Origin of the sequence: Methylobacterium sp. W2, from assembly GCF_020662345.1 — a bacterium.
GTDB lineage: Bacteria > Pseudomonadota > Alphaproteobacteria > Rhizobiales > Beijerinckiaceae > Methylobacterium.
This window is the reverse complement of the sequence record NZ_VMOA01000005.1, coordinates 91982-114069: the sequence shown is the minus strand read 5'-3', so window position 1 is coordinate 114069 and position 22088 is coordinate 91982. Positions and strand designations below refer to the sequence as shown.

At 65.4% G+C, this 22088-nt stretch carries 18 protein-coding genes; 6 read left to right on the top strand and 12 right to left on the bottom strand.

All coding sequences use genetic code 11. The features are described from left to right. Positions 1–104: 104 nt before the first annotated feature. The 4 genes from infB to rimP form a co-directional block, all read right to left on the bottom strand. On the bottom strand, positions 105–3035 hold the full coding sequence (gene infB, locus FPV16_RS04385) for a translation initiation factor IF-2 (RefSeq protein WP_227436380.1): 2931 nt from the start codon (positions 3033–3035) through the stop codon (positions 105–107). Further along, on the bottom strand, positions 3036–3854 hold the full coding sequence (locus FPV16_RS04380; protein WP_227436378.1) for an RNA-binding protein: 819 nt from the start codon (positions 3852–3854) through the stop codon (positions 3036–3038). A 215-nt stretch (positions 3855–4069) separates the two neighbouring features. Next, the gene (nusA, locus tag FPV16_RS04375; RefSeq protein ID WP_056161852.1) at positions 4070–5671 is read right to left on the bottom strand and encodes a transcription termination factor NusA; all 1602 of its coding nucleotides are present in this window, start codon (positions 5669–5671) and stop codon (positions 4070–4072) included. A gap of 86 nt (positions 5672–5757) precedes the next feature. Then, positions 5758–6531: a ribosome maturation factor RimP gene (gene rimP, locus FPV16_RS04370; RefSeq protein ID WP_227436376.1), complete on the bottom strand. Its 774-nt coding sequence runs from the start codon at positions 6529–6531 to the stop codon at positions 5758–5760. A 239-nt stretch (positions 6532–6770) separates the two neighbouring features. On the opposite strand from rimP, the gene FPV16_RS04365 reads away from it, so the two are divergent. Then, positions 6771–7418, top strand: a complete 648-nt coding sequence (locus FPV16_RS04365) for a CatB-related O-acetyltransferase (protein ID WP_227436374.1) — start codon at positions 6771–6773, stop codon at positions 7416–7418. A 35-nt stretch (positions 7419–7453) separates the two neighbouring features. On the opposite strand, the gene FPV16_RS04360 is transcribed toward FPV16_RS04365, so the two are convergent. The 3 genes from FPV16_RS04360 to FPV16_RS04350 form a co-directional block, all read right to left on the bottom strand. Further along, a complete protein-coding gene (locus FPV16_RS04360; RefSeq protein ID WP_227436372.1) occupies positions 7454–8161 on the bottom strand; it encodes a hypothetical protein in 708 nt (235 codons plus the stop codon). Beyond that, positions 8158–9261 (bottom strand): PD-(D/E)XK nuclease family protein, encoded by a 1104-nt coding sequence (locus tag FPV16_RS04355; RefSeq protein WP_264483692.1) that lies wholly within the window; start codon positions 9259–9261, stop codon positions 8158–8160. Before FPV16_RS04355 ends, FPV16_RS04360 begins: the two co-directional genes overlap by 4 nt. 176 nt (positions 9262–9437) lie before the next feature. Further along, positions 9438–10472 carry an aspartate-semialdehyde dehydrogenase gene (locus tag FPV16_RS04350; RefSeq protein ID WP_227436370.1) on the bottom strand — a complete coding sequence of 345 codons (1035 nt, stop codon included), beginning with the start codon at positions 10470–10472 and terminating at the stop codon, positions 9438–9440. Between the two features lie 474 nt (positions 10473–10946). On the opposite strand from FPV16_RS04350, the gene FPV16_RS04345 reads away from it, so the two are divergent. Both FPV16_RS04345 and FPV16_RS04340 read left to right on the top strand, forming a co-directional pair. Continuing rightward, positions 10947–11837, top strand: coding sequence for a hypothetical protein (locus FPV16_RS04345; RefSeq protein ID WP_227436368.1), 891 nt, complete (start codon positions 10947–10949; stop codon positions 11835–11837). Positions 11838–11937: 100 nt separating this feature from the next. Then, positions 11938–12342: a hypothetical protein gene (locus FPV16_RS04340; protein WP_227436366.1), complete on the top strand. Its 405-nt coding sequence runs from the start codon at positions 11938–11940 to the stop codon at positions 12340–12342. Between the two features lie 93 nt (positions 12343–12435). Here FPV16_RS04340 and leuB read toward each other — a convergent pair whose 3' ends face one another. From leuB to FPV16_RS04325, 3 genes are all read right to left on the bottom strand, one after another. Continuing rightward, entirely contained in the window at positions 12436–13545 is a 1110-nt protein-coding gene (gene leuB, locus FPV16_RS04335) for a 3-isopropylmalate dehydrogenase (protein ID WP_227436364.1), read from the bottom strand. 97 nt (positions 13546–13642) lie between these two features. After that, a complete protein-coding gene (locus FPV16_RS04330) occupies positions 13643–15127 on the bottom strand; it encodes a SulP family inorganic anion transporter (RefSeq protein WP_227436362.1) in 1485 nt (494 codons plus the stop codon). A gap of 414 nt (positions 15128–15541) precedes the next feature. Further along, on the bottom strand, positions 15542–16501 hold the full coding sequence (locus FPV16_RS04325) for a polyprenyl synthetase family protein (protein WP_227436359.1): 960 nt from the start codon (positions 16499–16501) through the stop codon (positions 15542–15544). Between the two features lie 13 nt (positions 16502–16514). On the opposite strand from FPV16_RS04325, the gene mtgA reads away from it, so the two are divergent. Both mtgA and FPV16_RS04315 read left to right on the top strand, forming a co-directional pair. Then, complete coding sequence (gene mtgA / locus FPV16_RS04320) at positions 16515–17312, top strand: monofunctional biosynthetic peptidoglycan transglycosylase (RefSeq protein WP_264483691.1); 798 nt, start codon at positions 16515–16517, stop codon at positions 17310–17312. Between the two features lie 129 nt (positions 17313–17441). Continuing rightward, complete coding sequence (locus tag FPV16_RS04315; protein WP_227436357.1) at positions 17442–18011, top strand: hypothetical protein; 570 nt, start codon at positions 17442–17444, stop codon at positions 18009–18011. A gap of 50 nt (positions 18012–18061) precedes the next feature. On the opposite strand, the gene FPV16_RS04310 is transcribed toward FPV16_RS04315, so the two are convergent. Continuing rightward, positions 18062–19303, bottom strand: coding sequence for an argininosuccinate synthase (locus FPV16_RS04310; protein WP_227436355.1), 1242 nt, complete (start codon positions 19301–19303; stop codon positions 18062–18064). Positions 19304–19507: 204 nt separating this feature from the next. Here FPV16_RS04310 and FPV16_RS04305 point away from each other — a divergent pair, with 204 nt between their 5' ends. Then, complete coding sequence (locus FPV16_RS04305; protein WP_227436353.1) at positions 19508–20134, top strand: 2-hydroxychromene-2-carboxylate isomerase; 627 nt, start codon at positions 19508–19510, stop codon at positions 20132–20134. A gap of 122 nt (positions 20135–20256) precedes the next feature. Here the strand turns inward: FPV16_RS04305 and FPV16_RS04300 are convergent, their stop codons facing one another. Beyond that, the gene (locus tag FPV16_RS04300; protein WP_227436352.1) at positions 20257–21735 is read right to left on the bottom strand and encodes a methyl-accepting chemotaxis protein; all 1479 of its coding nucleotides are present in this window, start codon (positions 21733–21735) and stop codon (positions 20257–20259) included. Positions 21736–22088: the final 353 nt, after the last annotated feature.

The window sequence follows — 22088 nt, the reverse complement described above, 5'->3', positions numbered from 1 at the left end:
GCGACCCACCTTGCGGGGGCGCATCGACGTGCCGACCCGCTTCAAAACAAAACGGCGGCTGCAGCGCGCGCTGCAGCCGCCGGGTTCGTCTGGCCGCGTCGCTGCTAGAGCGTGCGGCGGATCTCCTCGACCCGGTAGCATTCGATCGTGTCGCCGGCGCGCATGTCCTGGAAGTTCTCGAAGGACATACCGCACTCGTAACCCGAACCGACTTCCTTGGCGTCGTCCTTGAGGCGCTTCAGCTGGGACAGCTTGCCCTCGTGGATTACGACGCTGTCGCGGATCAGGCGGACATGAGCTCCGCGCTGAACGACACCGTCTGTGACGCGGCAACCGGCGATCTTACCCACCTTCGACACATCGAAGATCTGCAGGATCTGCGCCTCGCCGAGGCGCTCCTCGCGCAGGGTCGGCGGGAGCATGCCCGACAGGGTCGCTTTGATGTCATCCACGAGGTCGTAGATGATGTTGTAGTAGCGGATCTCGACGCCCTTGTTCTCGGCTGATTCACGCGCTTCCTTGTGGGCCCGCACGTTGAAGCCGATGACGACGGCCTTGGAGGCCTCCGCCAGGGTCACGTCCGACTCGGTGATGCCACCGACACCCGCGAGCAGGATCCGCGCCGACACCTCGTCGTTGCCGAGCTTCTCCAGCGCGCCGATGATGGCTTCCACCGAGCCCTGCACGTCGCCCTTGACGACGAGGGCGAGTTCCTTGCGGCCCAAGCCTTCCTTGAGGTCGCGCATCATGTCGACGAGCGAGCGGTTCGCGCCGCCGGTCCGTGCAGCGATGCGCTCACGCTTCTGACGGGCGCGATACTCGGTGACTTCACGGGCACGGGCTTCGTTCGGCACCACGGCCACGCGGTCGCCCGCGTCCGGAGTTCCATTGAAGCCGAGCACCTCTACCGGCACCGACGGGCCAGCATAGGGAATGCTCTCGCCCTTGTCGTCGATGAGGGCGCGGACGCGACCCCACTCGGCGCCGGCGACGACGATGTCGCCGGTGAAGAGCGTTCCGCGCTGCACGAGCACTGTCGCGACGGGGCCACGACCGCGATCGAGCTTGGCCTCGATGACCGTACCCTCACCGTCGCGAGCCTCGTTGGCGCGCAGGTTGAGGATTTCGGCCTGGAGCTGCAGGCCTTCGAGGAGATCCGGCAGACCGTCGCCGGTCTTTGCGGAGACTTCGAATTCCAGGGTCTCACCACCCATAGATTCGACCTGGATGTCGTGCTGCAGCAGTTCGGTGCGGACCCGCTGCGGGTTCGCCTCGGGCTTGTCGATCTTGTTGATCGCCACGATCAGCGGCACGCCAGCCGCCTTAGCATGGCTGATCGCCTCCACCGTCTGGGGCATGACGCCATCGTCGGCCGCCACCACCAGCACGACGATGTCCGTCACCTTGGCCCCACGGGCACGCATGGAGGTGAAGGCCGCGTGGCCGGGGGTGTCGATGAAGGTGACCATGTCGCCCGATGGCGAGGCCACCTGATAGGCGCCGATATGCTGCGTGATGCCGCCGGCCTCGCCGGACACAACCGCCGTCTTGCGGATGGCGTCGAGAAGCGAGGTCTTGCCGTGGTCGACGTGGCCCATGATGGTCACGACGGGCGGACGCGGATCAAGATCCTCCTCCAGATCGGGCTCGTCGTTGAACAGGCCTTCCTCGACGTCGGACTCGGCGACGCGGCGCACCGTGTGGCCGAGTTCCTCGGCGATCAGCTGCGCGGAATCCGAATCGATCACATCGGTGATCTTGTGGATCTCGCCCTGCTTCATGAGCAAGCGAATCACGTCCACGGCCCGCTCCGACATGCGGTTGGCGAGTTCCTGGATGGTGATCGTCTCAGGGATCGTCACCTCGCGGGAGAGCTTCTCCTTCTGCTCCACCTGCCGGTTGCCGCTCATGCGCTGCTGGCGGCGGCGGAACGAGGCGACGGAACGCGTGCGTTCGTCCTCACCCGACGTGGCGGTGGCGATGGTGAGACGCCCACGGTTGCGGTCGCCGCCCGGCTGCTTCGGGGTCTTGGGCGGCGTGATGATCTTGAGCGGCATGCCGGGGCGGCGGATCACGCGCTTCTGCTCGTTCTCCTCCTCGGCAGCCTGGGGCCGGCCCGGCACGCGGGCAGCGGGCGCCGCCGCACCGGCCGGACGTGCGGCCGTGGACGCGGTCGGAGCGGCCTCGGGCTCGGGCGCGGGAGCCGGCTTGGCCATGAAGTTCAGATCGCGCGGCTTGCGCACGTCTGCGGTGATGGTCTTGCGCGGCTCGGCCGGTGTCGGGCGTGCCGTCAGGGGTTGACGCACGGCGGGGGCCGTCGGACGCGCCGGAGCAGCAGCCTGCGGAGCTGGAGCTGCAGCGGGAGCTGCCGCGGCGGGCTTCGGGGCTGACGATATGGGAGCCGAAACGGGCGCCATCGGCACCGTCTTGGAGACAGGCTTCGGCGGCGTTGCGGGAACTGGCGCGGCAGCGGCGGGGGCTGCCGCAGCGGCCTCCTTCGCGGCGGCCTCGGCGGCACGAGCCGCCTCGCGAGCGGCTTCTTCCTCGGCACGCAGGCGAGCCTGCTCCTCGGCGCGAAGGCGCTCCTCTTCCTGGCGACGACGCTCTTCGGCCTCGCGCTGGCGGACTTCCTCAGCCTCGCGAGCACGCTGGGCAGCGGCCTCTTCCTCGACCTTGCGGCGTGCTTCCTGCTCGCGGCGCTGGGCGTCGGCGAGAGCGGCGGCGCGTGCATCGCGCTCCTGCTCGCTCAACGTCCGCAGCACGACGCCACCCGCCGCCCGCTGAGCGGGGCGCGGAGCCGCAGGTGCGGGAGGCGCCACGCGGGACGCCGGAGCGACCGGTTGCGTTTCGCGCACAGGAGCGGCCGGTGCCGCCCCGATGACGCGCCGCTTCACGGTCTCGACCACGACCTGCTTGGAGCGGCCATGGGAGAAGCTCTGACGCACAGTTCCCTGCTCGATCGGGCGCTTCAAGGACAGCGGCTTCGAGGGGGGTCGTGCCTGCGTCTTGTCGCCCGGATTATTCGTATCGCTCATTCAGTCCAAACCCTGAGGGTTTCCATCGTCCCGTGAACCGGCAAACTGCTGTGCGCCGGGTAAATCCGTCTCGTCGTCGTCCTGCAGAGTCGAAGCGGTTTGCCCTGTTCGGGCGTAACCGGCCTCCTCGGCCGTCGTGGGCTTGCCCTCGAAAGAGCGTAGCCGACGCCAACGCGCAAGGCAGCCGGTGCTCCCGACTCCTGCGACAAGCGCCGCATGTATCACATGATCCCGACCCAAGGCCATGTCCAATTCTTCATTGGACAAATCATCGATGACCGGGACACGGGATATGGCATCGCCATGCCTCCGGTGCAATGCCGCAGCGATCTTCCGTCTGCCATCCGCACTGCCATCGGAGGCCTGGATCACGGCGGCGACACCGGCCTTATCACCGATTGCGGATTCGACCTTGGCGAAGCCGGCCACGAGGCAACCTGCTTTATTGGCAAGCGACAGGGATTGGCGCAGGTCCTCGCGCAGGACCGCGGCGATCCGGTCACCCAGATCAGCCGGGGCCGCGGCATCCTTGGTCTTGAAGGCGCGCTGGAACAGCCGCTTCTTTAAGGCTGCTTCGACGGTAACGCGATCGGCAGTGAGCCAGGCGCCGCGCCCCGGCAATTTCGCTTTCAGGTCGGTAACCACCTCGCCGTCCGGCGACAGGACGAACCGAATCATCCCATCCGGATTCTGAGAGACCCGGCTGACGAGGCATGTGCGCATTGCATTGCGCCGGCCGCGCCCGAGACCGGGATCGAGCAGCGTGCTCGGCTCCGGTTCGGCGGCATCGTCCGGGACATCTGCGTATTCGCCTGTCATGCGGCGGTCGGATCCCTGTTGATCGTCGCACGGACCGCGAGAATTCGCGGCCCCATCACCTTGCAACCCACCGGCAACCTCGAGGTGAAGGTGCCAAAGCGGAGCGAAGGCGCTCTCCGGTCGGCCCTGCAATCCCTGGATCGCTCCTGCGACATTCGTCGAGGTGGGCGTTTCAGTCATAAGGGGGGACGCCTCGGCCGCCGGGAACTCCGTCCTCAGACCGCCTCGGGCTCTCCGTCGGTGGTCTCGGCCTCATCCGCCTCCACCGGCGCCTCGATCCAGCCGGCCTTGACGCGGGCCGCCATGATCATGGCCTCGGCCTCGGCGCGGGAGATCTCGAACCCGTCGAGATAGCCCGCATGCTTGGTGGCCTCGGGGCCGCGTCCCTCGGTATAGCCCACGAGATCGTCCGTGGCGCAGCCCGCGAGATCTTCGACCGACTTCACGTCGTTCTCGCCGAGCGCCACCAGCATCGGTGTGGTCACGCCGTCGATCTCACGCAGGTCGTCGGCGACGCCGAGTTCCTGTCGCTTGGCATCGAACTCCGACTCGACGCGGGCGAGGTGATCCTGGGCGCGGGCCTGGATCTCGGTGCCGCTCTCCTCGTCGAGGCCCTGGATGTTGGCGAGCTCGCCCGGCTCGACATAGGCGATTTCCTCGACGTTCCGGAAACCTTCCGCAGCGAGGAGCTGACCCACCGTCTCGTCGACGTCGAGGGCCGCCATGAACACGGCGGTGCGCTCGGCGAATTCCTTCTGGCGCCGCTCGGATTCCTCGGCCTCCGTGAGGATATCGATGTCCCAGCCCGTGAGCTGCGAGGCCAGGCGCACGTTCTGGCCGCGACGGCCGATGGCCAGCGAAAGCTGATCGTCGGGAACCACCACCTCAATGCGGTCGGCCTCCTCGTCGAGGACCACCTTGACCACTTCGGCGGGCTGAAGCGCGTTGACGATGAAGGTCGCCTGATCCTCGGACCAGGGGATGATGTCGACCTTCTCGCCCTGCAACTCGCCCACCACCGCCTGGACGCGGGAGCCGCGCATGCCGACGCAGGCGCCGACGGGATCAATGGAGCCGTCCCGCGAGATCACGGCGATCTTGGCGCGCGAGCCCGGATCACGGGCCACCGCCTTCACCTCGACGATGCCGTCATAGATCTCCGGCACTTCCTGGCCGAACAGCTTGGCCATGAATTGCGGATGCGAGCGCGACAGGAAGATCTGCGGGCCGCGCACTTCACGGCGCACGTCGAACAGGTAGGAGCGGATGCGGTCGCCAGGGCGGAAGGTCTCGCGCGGGATCATCTCGTCGCGGCGCACGATGCCCTCGCCACGGCCGAGATCGACGATGACGTTGCCGTATTCGACCCGCTTGACCAGACCGTTGACGATCTCGCCGATGCGGTCCTTGTATTCGTCGAACTGCCGGTCGCGCTCGGCGTCGCGCACCTTCTGGACGATGACCTGCTTGGCCGACTGGGCGGCGACGCGGCCGAAATCGAAGGGCGGCAGGGTGTCGGAGATCACGTCCCCGACGAGAGCGCCGGGATTGTAGCGGCGGGCCTGGTCGAGGGTGACTTCGCGGGCGTCGTTCTCGACCTCGTCCACCACCACGAGGTGGCGCGACAGGCGGAGCGCTCCGGTCTTCGGGTCGATCTCGGCATGGACGTCCGTCTCGGCGCCGTAGCGCGAGCGGGCAGCCTTGGCGATGGCCTCCTCCATGGCGTCGATGACGATGGAGCGGTCGATCACCTTCTCACGGGCGACCGCTTCGGCGATCTGCAGGAGTTCGAGCCTGTTGGCGCTGACGACAGCCATCGGATTTCGTCCCTCTCTTCGTCGTGTGTTCTTTTCGGAAACCCCGGCGTGCCATCGGGCATCCGCCTGGGCTCCGGGCCGATGCTCTAGTGAAGCTTGCCGTCGTCCTTGACCCGCACCGCCTTGGTGCGGACAGGCTTGGCCTTGTTGGCCCGGCTCGCCTCGGTTTCGATCTTTTCGGGCTTGGGCTTGGCCGAAGCCTTGGGCTTCAGCGGCCGCTCGACCTTCTTCTTGAGAGGGGCGGGGGGCTCGATCTCGGCCTCGGTGCCCTCCTCGATCTCGTCTTCGTCCTCATCGTCCAGCATCGGCGGTGGCCCGCCGCCGCGTCGCAGCGATTCGCGTACGAGATCGTCGGTGAGGACGAGGTAGGCGTCGCCGAGATCGCGAAGGGGCAGGTCGATGCGGCTCGGCAGGCCCTCTTTCACGTCGGGCAAATCGATCGGCACCGTGAGGCCATCCGCGTTGGGGGCTCGAATGATCCCGCGAAAACGCTTCCGACCGTCGAGGGGGATCGCCAGCTCGATCTTGGCTTCGTAGCCGGCCCAACGCTCGAAATCGACGGCCCGTACCAGTGGCCGGTCGATGCCGGGGGAGGAGATCTCCAGATAATAGGCCTTGCCCACCGGATCGTCGAGATCGAGCAGAGGCGAGATCGCCCGGCTCACGGTCTCGCAATCGTCCACCGTCATGGTGCCGTCCGGCCGCTCGGCCATGATCTGCACGGTGCAGCCATTGGCGCTCGACACCCGCACCCGGACCACGCGATAGCCGAGGCCCTCGATCGAAGCCTCGATGACCTGCACGACCCGCGCGGCGACGCCGGTCTCGGTGATCAGACGTTTTTCGGAAGTGTCCGCCATGCTGCGCTGTACGTCCGGCCTTGCGTGAGGCGATCCGGTGCGAGAGGCGTTGCGGCAATAAAAAAGAGCGGACCCGGTGGGGCCCACTCCCGAACCGCAGCCTCAAGACTGCAACCAGAACTGATGTGGTATGAGTAGTCCCATCGTCGGATCGTTTCAAGCGATTTCGCGAGCCGTTCCCAGGTGGAGCGCGTCCAGGCCGCTCCGTCCCCGTGAACTCTCTCCAGGGAGCCTCGGCCATGGCCGCCGATCCGTCATTCGGACCCGACCCGGACAATCTTCACCCGGTTCCGGGCCACAGCCGCATCACTTTTATCCGCAATCTCTCCCTGCCGCCGAACGTCGAAGTCGGTGCCTACACCTATTACGATGACCCCGCCGGCCCGGAGGCCTTCGTCGACAACCTGCTCTACCACTTCGCCTTCCTGGGCGACCGCTTGCGAATCGGTCGCTTCTGCGCGCTTGCGGCGGGCACGCGCTTTCTCATGAACGGGGGCAACCACCGCCTCGACGCGCCCTCCACCTACCCGTTCCTCATCTTCGGCGGCGCCTGGGCCGGACGCTTCCCCGAAGAGATGGCCTTTCCCAACCGAGGCGACACGGTGATCGGCAACGACGTCTGGCTCGGCTACGACAGCACGATCCTACCGGGAATCCGCATCGGCGACGGAGCCGTGGTCGCCGCCAAATCCGTGGTCACCCGCGACGTACCTCCCTACGCCATCGTCGCCGGCAACCCGGCTAGGCTCGTGCGGATGCGCGTACCGCCTGATATCGCTGCGCGACTCCAGGCCGTGGCATGGTGGGACTGGGATGCGGAGCGGATCACCCGGTGCCTGCCGGCGATCAGTGGTGGGGATGTGGCGGCGTTGGAGGCCGAAGTTTGATGCCGGTCGTCTTTCGCCGAGCCTTCCGTGTACGCTTACCGGCTCGCAGATGCGTTGTCCTCCAGCGGGAACGGGCTCGGTCTCCAAAATGGTTCAAGTGGGCTTCCGACGATGGTCTCGGCTTCCCAGCGATGCAACAGGGTGGCGAGAGCGGCCCGATCGTCGTCCATGAGCGGCTCGCCGATAAGGCAGGTCCGGTCGTTGATCAACTGCCAGTGCGTATCCTCCATTGCCGCCCCCTTGCGGTAGTGCTTACCCATCTTGGACCAGATCGCCCGAGCCTCATCGAGTTCGCCGAGCGCGATGCAGGAGACGAGGTGCCAATCCAGGTCAAGACGTCCGACCGTGGCGGGACGGGTGCGGGCGAAGTCGAGACATCTTTGCGTCGTGTCCAGGGGGCGAAGGATCGCCAGGGCATCCTCTTCGACACGAGTGACGAAATCGTCGTAGATCGTCGGGTCGGACCAGAACCAGCCCTGGCCACCCTCGAAGCCTTCGGAACGGGCAATTCTTCCGCTGCATCGCCCGAGTGAGGACGATGAACGAACTCCGGGCATGAAGAACTCGACGAGATACCAGCCCGCAACGCAATAGGCCGGATTGCTTGTCCGATCGAGGTGGATCAATCGTCCAACAGGCCCGACGGGGCGAAGCCAAAAAGAATTCCTGCCGGCAGCGACAAGATCAGTATTTCTATCGAGCAGATTCTTTGAAAGACTTTTGATTTGTTTAATGGTTGTCATTTTATCGGCCTCACTTGAATAATTACTATACCATTCGACTGAGGCCAAAATTTTTTGGCGGCTCTGGCTAGGAACAGTGCCCTTTTTGAGCTTAGCCCCGCAGATCCAGTTTTATAATCATAGACACAGACTGTTTGATTTGGTGATAGTTCGAAAAGATCGAGACGTGCCGAACCCTTTTCTCCGTAATCTGCTTCATAGCCGGTACTGCCTATCGAAAATTCTACGCGCACGTCAGGATAAGCTCTTGCAATGAATGTGTGTGCGATATCGACGTGGATCATGGTGCCAAGTTGCTGTCTCGTCAGAAGGGGATTCAAGACTGTCAGCCGTTTCGTCGCCTCGTCCGTTACGGCTTGCACCTCGGCGTTGCGTGGACAAGCTTGGTCGAGTGTCGTCTGATCGACCGGACCAACCCAAATGAGGGGAAGTTTCTTGTCCGGATCTGGGTCGAAGTCGTAGCGCAGTGCCGTTCTGCCCGGCGCCTTGCCGAATCCTTGTCTCCGAGCTTCCAGATAGGTGAAGAGAAGTGCTGCCGCTTCGAGCGTTACCTTAACGGCCGGAGCGACGACGAACGCGGGCAGAAGGACTTGTTGTATCGTCGGCTGGGAATGCGCTTCGGATGACGCGAATGTGCCACGCGAAAGAACCTCTCCCGATGCCCCGTCGCGGATGGTCTGAGCGTCGCCCGAATTCTCGAAAATCCTGCTCTCGCCATCCGGTGTGACGACGGCGTGCTGGTCGTCCCACTCTCCGCGTCCCGAGCGAATACGCAGCGATAGGATCCGAGCCCCGTCATCGGTGACGGTTTCCTCTCGCTTGGACGTGCCTAGCGTGTTTCCGTCGTCGATGGAGGATCGAAGCGCCTGACCGGTCGACGGACGATTGGTCAGGCGACTACCTCCGCCGCCCCCGTCGGAGACCCACCGCCCACCATCGCTTTGGCCGGCGGGCGCACGGGGCTGGGCTGGGTCGTACTTGCGGTCCAGGCTTTGTTGGAGGCGGATCAGTTTTGTCTCCGTCGCCAGGATGGCGAGCTGGCGACGGAGGGTTTCGGCTTCATGCCCGCGTTCGGAGGCGTCCCGCATCGCGATCACCAATGTTCGTGTTTCGTTCTATCTCTGGCTATCCTAAAATAGGAAAAAATTCAATAGAATTGCATCTCTTTCTGTTCCGTCATTGGGATAGGCCATAAAAAACGCCGCCCCGTGGACGGGACGGCGTCGGTGGTGATGGCCTCTAATGCGCTCCGGTCCGAGGACGGGAAGTGGATTGATCAGGCCGCTGCGGCCCGTTCCTTCAGAAGCTTCCGGTTGATCAGCATCTCGGCGATCTGCACCGTGTTCAGGGCCGCGCCCTTGCGCAGGTTGTCGGCGACGCACCAGAACGAGAGGCCGTTATCGACCGTCGAATCAGCGCGGATGCGCGAGACATAGGTCGCGTCCTCGCCGGCCGCCTCGTGCGGGGTCATGTAGCCGCCGGGCTCGCGCTTATCGACGACCAGGATGCCCGGTGCCGAGCGCAGGAGGGCGGTGGCCTCCTCGGGCGAAATCGGGTGCTCGAACTCGACGTTCACGGCCTCGGCATGGCCGATGAATACCGGCACGCGTACGCAGGTCGCCGTCAGCTTAATCTTGGGATCGAGCATCTTCTTGGTCTCGGCGACCATCTTCCACTCTTCCTTGGTGGAGCCGTCGTCGAGGAACACGTCGATCTGCGGAATGACGTTGAAGGCGATGCGCTTGGGGAACTTCTCCATGGTCATCTGACCGGCGGTGAAGACCGAACGGGTCTGCTGGAACAGCTCGTCCATCGCCTCCTTGCCGGCGCCGGAAACCGACTGATAGGTCGCGACCACCACGCGGGTGATCTTGGCCACATCGTGCAGGGGCTTCAGCGCGACGACGAGCTGCGCCGTGGAGCAGTTCGGGTTGGCGATGATGTTCATCTTCGAGAAACCGATGATCGCCTCCGGATTCACTTCCGGCACGATCAGCGGCACGTCGGGGTGGTAGCGGAAGGCCGACGAGTTATCGATCACGACACAGCCGGTCTGGCCGATGCGCGGCGACCATTCCTTCGAGGTCTCACCGCCAGCGGACATCAGGCAGATGTCGGTGTCGGAGAAATCGTAGGTGTCGAGCGCCTTCACCTTCAGGATCTTGTCACCGAAAGAGACTTCCTGCCCGGCACTGCGGCGCGAGGCGATAGCCACGACCTCGTCGGCGGGGAACGCCCGCTCCGATAGGATGTCGAGCATCTCGCGTCCGACATTGCCCGTGGCACCGACGACGGCGACCTTGTAACCCATCTCTCCAACTCCGCTTCGTGATGCCCTGGCTCCCCGCCGGGGCCGGGCTCTTCGCCTCGGCGCCGCCGGCAGGGTCTCCGGGCGCGTATCCGTGTACCGTTGCCAGTGGGGTTCGCAGAGGTTCCCGACCTCGACTGAGCTGTCCGGCCGGCTGCGAAGGCGCGTCGTACCGCAGACTTGCCGGCACGCCCCGTCTCGTCCGGCCCATCAAGAAGACCGGATATCCCGTAAGCGGCGGAGCAAGACGCCTCGTCTTCGTGGCTGTCAAGGGTTGCGCTGCACGCGAAACTTCCGTGTTGGCGTAAACGGCTTGCGACGGCAGGCGCGCCGAGCTTCCGGCAAGGATTGATTCACCGCAAATTCCGAAACCTCGGGCCGGACACCCGGCGGGAAACCCGATCTGCGCACCCTCGACGGCATGGTTGCCACCCGAGCGGCGGCAGCCGCGAGAAGAGTCGCCGGTTTCAGGATTTCATGCATCGCATCGCCATTCAGGACAAGACGAAGGACTTGCCAAGGCGAGCCCGCCGCCCGCTGTTGCGGTTCGCCGTGCCCTGTCTCGCGGTCTTGGTCTGCTTTGCCGCCGCCGGACGATTCTCCGGAGGTGAGCCGACGCCCCGCGATCCGAAGGCGGGCATAGCCGGAGCGGCGGACACGAACCCTCCGACATATGGTCCATCCACGGCTACGAACGTTCGCCCGGCCCTTCCGATCGCCGCATCGGCGCCGCGATACCGGCTCGACGACCCCGATGCCCTCGACCAGGCGAGGATCGAGCCCGCGCGCATCAACCCGGCGACAGGGCTCCGCGAGGACAGCCTCTCGCAGGGTCGCTTCGACGCCAGCGAGGCTCCCTATCTGAGACTGACCATCGGCGAGGGCCCCAATCCTCCGGCCAGCCTGTTCGTCACCATCGCCCGGCGTGCCGCCGAGGGGCAGGGCATCGCCGTGGTGCGAACCGGCGAACGGGGCTTGATCGTGACCAAGGTCGGTCCCTTCGAGACCCTAGAAGCTACGTTGAGCGGTCCGGTGACGCGGGTCTGCACCGGTTTCTCCAACGCGGGACAGAGCGGGCTCGCGCCGCTCACTCCGCGCATCGACGGCTGGCTCTGCGCTCCCTTGAGCCAGCCGCCGGAGCCGCGCGCCATCATCTGCGCCCTGGACAAGCTCGTCCTGAATGGCCAAGCTTCTCCGGACCTCGAAGCGGCGTATCGCGTGTTCGAGGACAGGCGGGTGAAAGGCTGTGCCTCGGTTGTCGCCGACGCACCCAAGCGTGAACCGGCCGCCGAGACCGGTTCGATCTCGAAACGCCCGCTCCGACATAATCAGGCGAAAGTGCGGCAGAACACGCAAGCGAAGCAGTAAGCTTGGAACAAGCGCGCCGCTGGCACGTCTTCCCACTATGAATGGCCGAGTTTCTTAAGAAATCAGGCCTACCCTCACACAGGTTCAACGAAGGTCCGTCATGCGCACTGCCACGATTGCCCTGATGGGCGCGCTCACCCTTACCGCCGTCGCCGCGAGCACCGCCGCCGAGGCGCAGGGCCGCTACGCCCCCGGTATCCGCGTCAGCCAGCCATTGCCGATCCGCATCCGTCCGCGCAGCTGGCTCGATGCCGGCAATGTCGTCGAGGCGAATAACGGTTCGATCAGCAACCCGGCCACGAACCCGCACTTCATCACCGCGAGCTACCTGAACTCGCCGCCCTACGGCCGTAACGATCGCTTCGGTGGCGCGATCCTGCCGGATCCGATCACCAACGGCCCGTTCGTCGGCGCTCGCTCGAGCGCAATCCACAACATCGACTTTTCCGGTGTCGATGCGATCGACCCCACGTCCTATGTGTCGCGCAACGGCAACCCCTACTGAGCCTCACCGCCAAACGAGCAGACAAGAAAGGCGCCGACCCGGCCGGGTCGGCGCCTTTTCCATGCGCGGACAAAGGCGGTCGCGCCGAGGCGCCTACCTGACCCGCGACCTGAGAGCCGCCACCACGGCCTCGCCCATTCCCGCCGTCCCGAGCGGCGTCACGCCCTCTCCGGCGATGTCCTTGGTGCGGGCGCCTGCCGCGAGGGCATCGGTGATGGCGCCGTCGAGAAGGTCCGCCGCCTCGCCGAGGCCGAACGAGTAGCGCAGCGCCATCGCCAGCGAACCGATCATGGCCAGCGGGTTGGCGAGATCCTGGCCGGCGATGTCGGGGGCCGAGCCGTGGACGGGCTCGTAGAGCGCCTTGCGGCTGCCCCTGTCGTCCACCGCGCCGAGGGAGGCCGAGGGCAGCATGCCGAGGGAGCCCGTGAGCATCGCCGCGACGTCCGAGAGCACGTCGCCGAAGAGATTGTCGGTGACGAGAACGTCGAATTGCTTGGGGCGGCGCACCAGCTGCATCGCGCAATTGTCGGCGAGGACGTGCTCCAGCTCGATATCGCTGTAATGCTCGGAATGGACCTTGGTGACGACTTCCTTCCACAGGACGCCGGACTTCATCACGTTGTGCTTCTCGGCCGAGGCGACGCGGCCCGAACGCTTGCGCGCCAGATCGAACGCCACATGGGCGATCCGCTCGATCTCCCCCGTGGTGTAGACCTGCGTGTCGACGGCGCGCTTGCTGCCGTCGGGGAGGGTGGTGATCTCCTTCGGCTCGCCGAAATAGACGCCGCCGGTGAGCTCGCGCACGATCATGATGTCGAGGCCCTCGACCAACTCGCGCTTGAGGGCGGAGGCGTCGGCAAGGGCCGGGTAGCAGATCGCCGGGCGCAGGTTCGCGAAGAGGCCAAGATCCTTGCGGAGCCGGAGGAGCCCCGCCTCGGGGCGGATGTCATAGGCGACGCCGGACCATTTCGGGCCGCCCACCGCCCCGAGCAGGATCGCATCGGCCGCGTCCGCCCGCGCCAGGGCGGCATCGGTGAGCGGAACGCCATGGGCGTCGATGGACGACCCGCCGACGAGGTCGGTCTCGGTCTCGAACGTGGCGAGACCAGTCTCGGCTAGCGCGCCGATCACGGTCGTCACCTGGGCCATCACCTCCGGGCCGATGCCGTCGCCGGGGAGAAGGAGGAGCTTGTAGGCGGTCATGGGAGCACTCGCGGCCAGGGGTGATGCGTCGGGCGGCTGTAGCGAGGGGCTCGGGCGCTTGGCAAGCATTCCCGCGCGACGCCGTCCATCCCGTTGGTCAGTGACCCGACCCGGCGAGCACCGCGCCGGGCTTCTGGTGCGTGCCGACTTGGTCCACGAGGGTCGCGGTCGCTTCGTTCATTCCAGTGATCTCCACCGGAATGCCGTGATGTCGGAACTTCAGCACCACTCGGTCCAACGCGTTGATGCCGGTGATATCCCAGGAATGCGAGGCGGTGAGATCGAGGACCACGCCGTCCAGATCGTTCTCGCGGAAATCGAAGGCGGCGTGGAAGGCTTCTGCCGTGGCGAAGAAGATCTGCCCGCTCACCCGGTAGGTCCGCACCCGGCTCCCCTCGTCTCGCGCCGAAGACACGCGGAAGAACCGCGTCACCTTGTGGGCGAAGAACAGGCCCGAGAGGATCACGCCGAACAGGACGCCCTTGGCGAGGTCGTGGGTGGTGACGACGACCGCCACCGTGCCCAGCATCACCGCGCTGGAACTTTTCGGATGGGTCAGCAACGTGCGGACGGAGTTCCACTGGAAGGTGTTGATCGAGACCATGATCATCACCGCCACGAGGGCCGCCATGGGAATTCGCGCCACGTAGGGGCCGAGCACGACGATGAGGAACAGCAGGAACGCTCCGGCCCAGAGCGTGGAGAGTCGGCCCCGCCCGCCGGACGAGACGTTGATGACCGATTGCCCGATCATGGCGCAGCCCGCCATCCCGCCGAACAGGCCGGAGGTGATGTTGGCGAGACCCTGGCCGGCGCATTCGCGGTTTTTGTCCGAAGTCGTGTCGGTCATCTCGTCGAGGATGGCCGCCGTCATCATGCTCTCGAGCAGGCCGACCATCGCCAGGGTGAGGGCATAGGGCAGGATGATCCGCAGGGTCTCCAGGGTGAGTGGGACCTGGGGCAGGGCGAAGACGGGCAATTCGCTCGGCAGGGCGCCCATATCGCCGACGGTCCGGATGTCGAACCCGAACCAGACGGCGACCCCGGTGAGGACGAGGATCGTGATCAGCGGGGAGGGGACGGCCTTCGTCAGGTAGGGCAAGCCGTAGATCATCGCGAGGCCGATGGCGGTCATCGCGTAGACGACCGGACCCCGCCCGATGAGCTCTGGCATCTGCGCGAGGAAGATCAGGATCGCCAGGGCGTTGACGAAGCCGGTGACCACCGAGCGCGAAACGAAGCGCATCAGGTTGCCGAGGCGCATCAGGCTCGCCGCGATCTGCAGGAGGCCGGTAAGGATGGTCGCGGCGAACAGGTAGCCGAGCCCGTGCTCCTTCACGAGGGTCACCATCACGAGGGACATGGCCCCGGTGGCGGCCGAGATCATGGCCGGGCGTCCGCCGGCGAAAGCCGAGATCACCGCGATGCAGAACGAGGCGTAGAGACCGACCTTGGGGTCCACGCCCGCGATGATCGAGAAGGCGATGGCTTCGGGGATCAGCGCGAGGGCTACCACCGTTCCGGCCAGGAGTTCACGCGTGACGTCGGGAGCCCACTCGCTCCGGAGGTGCTGACGGTTCATGGGTAAGGCTTTCGAGGGTCCCCGCGCGCGAAAAGCCGGCAGGGACGGGCATCTGGAAACCCGGGCGCTTAGCGCTCGCCGGGCACGGACGGAACACGATTCGGTACGCTGACGCCTACGGCGGGGTCAGGCCGAGAAAATCGATGAACCGCTTGAGATGCATGGACGCCTGATAGCACGGACCCGCTGCGATGCAACATCGCAACGGGCCGGAGCCGGGCTTACATTCGCGCCGCTGCCGTTCCCGCATGACGTCCGGGGTATTCAGCCGTCATTCCGAGCTCGGCTACGCAGACCCGGAATGACGGCGAATGTCTTAATGACGACCGATGCCTTTGAGCCGGCCCGACCCCTCACATCAAGGAGATGCCGCGAACCGGAGTTTCGAGGCCCGCGGGCGTGGCGGGATTGTTTTTAGACCTTGCGCGCCACCGTGAACCGCGCCGCTTCGCGCAGCGTCTGGGCCTTATCGCCCCACGTGGAGACGGCCTCCTCGCAGATGCCGACGAGGCGGTCGCATTCGGCGCGGGCTCCGTCGATGCCGAGCCGGTCGACGAGGGTCGCCTTGCCGGCATCCTTGTCCTTGCCGGTGGCCTTGCCCATGGCTTCCGGCGAGGCCTCGCGGTCGAGGATATCGTCGGCGATCTGAAAGGCCTGGCCGAGGGCGAGCCCGTAGCGCCACAGGGCGGCGCGCTGGTCGGGCGTCGCTCCGCCCACGAGGGCGCCCGCATCCACCGAAAAGGCGAGGATGGCACCGGTCTTCATCGCCTGGAGCTGAAGCGTGTCCTCGACGTCGAGGGAGACGGCGCCGAAGCGTCCTTCCGCGCCCAGGTCGAGGATCTGCCCGCCAACCATGCCGCCGAGGCCCGATGCCTTGGCGAGACCCAGCACGAGATCGGCGCGGATCGACGGGTCCGGCTGCCAAGCAGCATCGGCCAGGATTTCGAAGGCGAGGGTCTGCAGGGCATCGCCGACGAGGATGGCGGTCGCCTCGTCATAGGCCTTGTGGACAGTAGGCTTGCCGCGCCGCATGTCGTCGTCGTCCATGGCCGGCATGTCGTCGTGGACGAGGGAGTAGCAATGGACGAGCTCAATGGCCGAACCGGCGGCCAGCGCCCCCGCTTCGGAGCCGCCCAGCATCCGGACGGTCTCCACCGCCAGGAACGGGCGCAGGCGCTTGCCGCCGCCGAGAACGGCGTGACGCATGGCCTCCATCAGCCGAGCGGGCCGCGTGATCTCCCCCGTCTGCGTCTCGGGACCGAGGCGTTCGGCCAGAAACGCCTCGACGGCGTCGGCCACGCTCGAAAGCTTGTGGGAAAACGCCTGAGATGCGTCCGCCTTGACCGAAGCGTGGGATGCTTGTGGTGAGGTCATCGTAAGAAGGGCCTTGGTCAAGAATGGGCGCGTCGTTGTGCGGGAGGTACGGATTCAGGAACGGCGCGACGGTGCGGCGGAAGACGGGGATCCGCGGTCACGCCATGCGCGTGATCTCGATTCCATCCGCCAGGGACGAAGGAAGCATTGGGTGAGGCGGCTCGTCGGCCTCGTCATGCTGCTCCCCGTCATGATGCTGGCCCTGATTCTTATTCTGGGGCTCGTCTATAGTGCGCTGACGCCGCCCTCAACCCTGATGCTGGCGCGATGGGTGAGCGGTAAACCCGTCAGCCGCGAGGCCGTCACCCTCGATGCGATCTCGCCGATTCTGGTCCAGGCCATTATCGCCTCCGAGGATCAGCGCTTCTGTCTGCATAACGGCGTCGATTGGGGCGCCCTGCGCGACGTGGTGGATGATGACGAGGGGCCGAGCCGCGGGGCTTCGACCATCTCCATGCAGGCCGTGAAGAACGTGTTTCTCTGGCCAGGCCGCTCGTTCATCCGGAAGGGCCTCGAAATTCCTCTCGCGGTCATCGCCGACGCCCTGTGGGGCAAGCGACGGATGATGGAGGTCTATCTCAACATCGCCGAATGGGGGGAGGGCGTCTACGGCGCCGAGGCGGCCTCGCAACGCTGGTTCGGAAAGAGCGCGCGGAACCTCTCCCGCGGCGAAGCGAGCCTCCTTGCCGCCGTCCTACCGAATCCAATCCAGCGCAACCCGGCCCTGCCGTCGCGGGGCGTTCGCGCGGTCGCTGCCCGCATCCAGGCGCGGATGAATGGGGTCGGCGGATTGATGGGCTGCCTTCGCTGAATCCGAACACGTGGAGGCTCACCGCGACTCGTGCCATAGAGCCCTCCATTGCCCGGCAGGCGGCCGGGGCCTGCCCGTGATGGGGCGGATACGAAGCACCACGAACACCTCATCGGTAGCGGACGCGACATGGCCGACAGCACAACCTTCGACCTCACCCTCGAGCGGATCGCCCTGATCCGGCGGATGGTGGTGGCCTGGAACCCGGCCGGGCAGGGCGCGCCCATCGTGCATCCCGACGCACCCTATGGCAGCACCGACCGCGACGGAGACATCTTCAACGTCACCGGGGACGATGATGGGGCGGACGAGGAGCACCGGGCTTTGGGAGATGCGCTGGCGGTCTTTCTCCACAACGCCGTGCTGAAGCCTGGACGATACGCCTACCACAACACCCTGGCCAAGCTGTCCTCGGAGGATGTCGGCGACGTGTTTCGCGACGAGGCGACGGGCGAGACGCCCGAGCACGTCACCTTCGACGTCACGGCCCAACATCTGGCGCTGATGCCGAAACTCAACATCATCTGGGACGAGGGCCGCGACGTCCCGGCCTTCGACACGGCCGCGCCCTATGGAGCGGGGACCGAACGCCCGGCGGTGCATCACGAGATGCAGCCGGCCCTGCAGATCTTCCTGCGCTACGGCGATCTCGGTCCCGGCCCCTTCGGCAAGGCGGGCGACCGCTGGGCCGCCGTTTGAGCGCTGCGTAAACCCTCCCCCGCGACGGGGGAGGGGTGGATTCCTCAGGCCTATGCCCCGAGCTTCTTCTTGCGCTGCGCCAGGGTGCGCAGGCGCAGGGCGTTGAGCTTGATGAAGCCCGCCGCGTCGCGGTGGTCGTAGGCCACCGCGCCCTCCTCGAAGGTGACCAGGTCCTGGTCGTAGAGGGAGTTCGGGCTGGTGCGGCCGATGACGTGGATGCCGCCCTTGTAGAGCTTCAGCCGGACCTCGCCGGTGACCATCTCCTGGCTCTTGTCGATGAGGGCCTGGAGCATCTCGCGCTCCGGCGAGAACCAGAAGCCATTATAGATCAGCTCCGCATATTGCGGCATGATCTGATCCTTGAGATGCGCCGCGCCGCGATCCAGGGTGATCGACTCGATGGCGCGGTGCGCCGGCAGCAGGATCGTGCCGCCCGGAGTCTCGTACATGCCCCGGCTCTTCATGCCGACGAAGCGATTCTCCACGAGATCGAGGCGGCCGATGCCGTTGTCGTGGCCGAGCTGGTTGAGCTTGGCGAGCAAGGTGGCTGGCGACAGAGCCTCGCCGTCGATGGAGACCGCGTCACCTTTCTCGAAGCCGATGGTGATGATGGTGGGCGTATCGGGCGCCTCTTCCGGCGAGAGCGTGCGGGAATAGACGTAATCCGGCACCTCATCGGCCGGGTCTTCGAGAACCTTGCCCTCGGAGGAGGCGTGCAGGAGGTTGGCGTCCACGGAGAACGGGCTCTCGCCCCGCTTGTCCTTGGAGATCGGAATCTGATGCTGCTCGGCGAAGGCGATGAGCTGTTCGCGGCTCTTGAGGTCCCATTCGCGCCAGGGAGCGATGACGGTCACATCGGGCTTCAGGGCATAATAGCCGAGCTCGAACCGCACCTGATCGTTGCCCTTGCCGGTGGCGCCGTGACAGACGGCGTCGGCGCCGAGGCGCTCGGCGATCTCGATCTGCTTCTTGGCGATGAGTGGGCGGGCGATGGAGGTGCCGAGCAGATACACGCCCTCGTAGACCGCGTTGGCGCGGAACATCGGGAAGACGTAGTCGCGCACGAATTCCTCGCGCAGGTCCTCAATGAAGATGTTCTCCGGCTTGATTCCGAGCAGCTCGGCCTTCTTGCGCGCCGGCTCGAGTTCCTCGCCCTGCCCGAGATCGGCGGTAAAGGTGATGACCTCACAGCCATAGGTGGTCTGCAGCCATTTCAGGATGATCGAGGTGTCGAGGCCACCGGAATAGGCGAGCACGACCTTGTTGACGGGCTTCGGATTCGCGTCGGACATCGGGCTCGCTTCGGTTCTCGTGGAGTGGGGGCGACTTATCAGCCGAGAGCCGCGTCGTGCAACCGGCATGCCGCAGGAGACGTTGCAGAGGTGTCGGTCACGCTTTCCACGACCGCGTCAGCACGGCCTGTTGCCGCCCTGGTCGCGCCGGCAGAAACTGCGTAATCCAACCCCATCTGTGATCCCACGCCGGAGATTCGACGAATGCCGCGACGGCCGACCCTCGAATTCTGGTACGAGTTCTCCTCCACCTATTCGTACCTGGCGGCCATGCGGATCGGTGCAATGGCAGATGCCGCTGGCGTCGATCTGCGCTGGCGGCCGTTCCTCCTCGGCCCGATCTTCGCCAGCCAGGGCTGGAATTCCTCGCCGTTCAACCTCTTCCCGGCCAAGGGACGGCATATGTGGCGGGACGTGGAGCGCGAGGCCGCGCGGCAGGGCCTGCCGCCGCTGAAACGGCCTGACCCGTTCCCGCAGAACAGCCTGAGCGCCACGCGCGCAGCCACTTACGGCATGGATCACGACTGGCTCGTTCCGTTCTCGAAAGCCGTTTACGAGACCCAGTTTGCCGTCGGGCACTCCATCGCCGAACCCCAGGCTGTGGCCGGAATCCTCAACCGGCTCGGTCTCGACGGCACCGTGATCCTCAAGGCTGCGGCCTTGGAGGGCAACAAGGGGCGTTTGCGCGTCAACGGCGAGGAGGCGCGCTCGCGCGGCATTTTCGGCGCCCCGACCTTTCTGACCGGCGACGGCGAATTGTTCTGGGGCAACGACCGGCTGGAGCAGGCTCTCGCCTGGGCGACCGGGGACCGACCGGGGGCGATGCGATAGGGGCATCGGACATGGGTCGATACGGCCGTCGTGGATGGAGGCCACGAGGTTGCACCACGTGGACGGCAACCGGACGCGCGCCTCGCAGCGCTGAGACCGCGTCCTTTATTTTAAAAAGGGCCCTAGGCGGCTGCCTGTGACGCTGTCCTGACCTTCTGCGTGGCCTCGTCGACCTCTTCGGTGGAGCGGGCGATTTCGCTGAGGCTGTCGGTGATCGAGCTGACGCCGTTGGAGGCGGTCTGCATGCTGGCCGACATCTCGCGAGTGACGGCGCTCTGCTCCTCCACAGCCGCGGAGATCGCGCTCGCCACCTCGTTCAGGGTCATGATCGTGTTTTGGATCGAAGAGATCGCCCCCACCGCGTCGCCGGTGGCCTGCTGGGTCGACATGATCTGAGCGCTGATCTGTTCGGTGGCTTTGGAGGTCTGAGCGGCCAGAGCCTTCACTTCGGTGGCGACCACGGCAAAGCCGCGGCCGGCTTCGCCTGCCCGTGCCGCCTCGATCGTGGCGTTGAGGGCGAGGAGGTTTGTCTGCGCGGCGATACCCTGGATCAGGGCGACGACCTCGCCGATCCGAGTCGCCGCACCGGAGAGGCCGGCGATGATGGTGCTGGTTTCCTGAGCCTGCCTGACGGCTTGACTGGAGATTTCCGACGCGTGGGTGACCTGCATGCTGATCTCGGACACCGACGCTGCCAATTCCTCGGCGCCGGACGCCACGGTCTGGATGTCGGCTGAGACCTGGGTCGAGGCGTGGGCGGCCTGCCCGGCCTGTTGCGACGCGCCCGAGGCGGCTCCCGCTATGGCGTTGAGGTCGGTGGCGATGGAGATCTGGAGATTGGCGCGACGCTTGCGCTCCAGCACCTGTCGCGTGACGTCGATCGCGAACTTGACGACTTTGAGCGGGCGTCCCCCCCGGTCGAGGATCGGGTTGTAGGTGCCCTGGATGAAGACCTCGCGGCCGCTTTTGGCGATGCGGCGGTACTCGTCGGCCTGATACTCGCCGCGACCGAGCTCGTCCCAGAAGCGCTGGTATGCGGCGCCGGCGCGCAGCTCGGGATCGACGAACAGGCTGTGGTGCTTGCCCTGGATCTCGGACAGGTCGTAGCCCATCACGTCGAGGAAGTTCCGGTTGGCGGTGAGAATAGTGCCGTCGAGGGCGAACTCGATCACCGCCTGCGAGCGGTCGAGGGCCCTGATCTGGCCCTCATTGTTGATCGATTGCATCACCCGGTCGGTGATGTCGGAGGAGAACTTGACGATCTTTTTGGTCTTGCCGTCGCGGCCGAGGATGGGGTTGTAGGTGGCCTGAAGCCAGATCTCGCGCCCGCCCTTGCCGATGCGCTTGAACTCGCCGGACTGGAAGGTGCCGCTGGAGAGCGCCGTCCAAAAGGCTCGGTAATCCTGGCTTTCCTTGTAGGCCGGATCGACGAACAGGCTGTGGTGCTTGCCCTGGATCTCGGACAGCTCGTAGCCCATCGTGGCGAGAAAATTCCCGTTGGCCGTCAGGATCTTGCCATCGGCATCGAACTCGATGACCGCTTGCGAGCGTTCCAATGCTTCGATCTTGGATCGGAGATCGGTGTTCGTGAAGAAGTTCATCACCCTGTTTGACGCGTAAGGGTTGGGGGGGATCGCCGCGCTCGACCCTGCGATCTCGGATACGCTCTATTATCTAACCGTCAAGTTAACGACACCCCAATCTGGCTATAAAAATCAAAAATCTTCCGTCGCGATGATTTCATAAAATGCTGGAACCACGCGATTATATTTGAGATCTCGCGAATACACTTAGCTTAAATTTCGCGCAAGTTTGATGGAGTTTGTATTATTCTGTGTGTCTTTCCATCAATTATGCTTACAACTCCGAAATGTATTGATTTGATCGATGGGTATTCCAATATCTTACAAGAAAAAGAGGAAATTGCGTAGTGTACGGGGTGGCAGGATGTGGA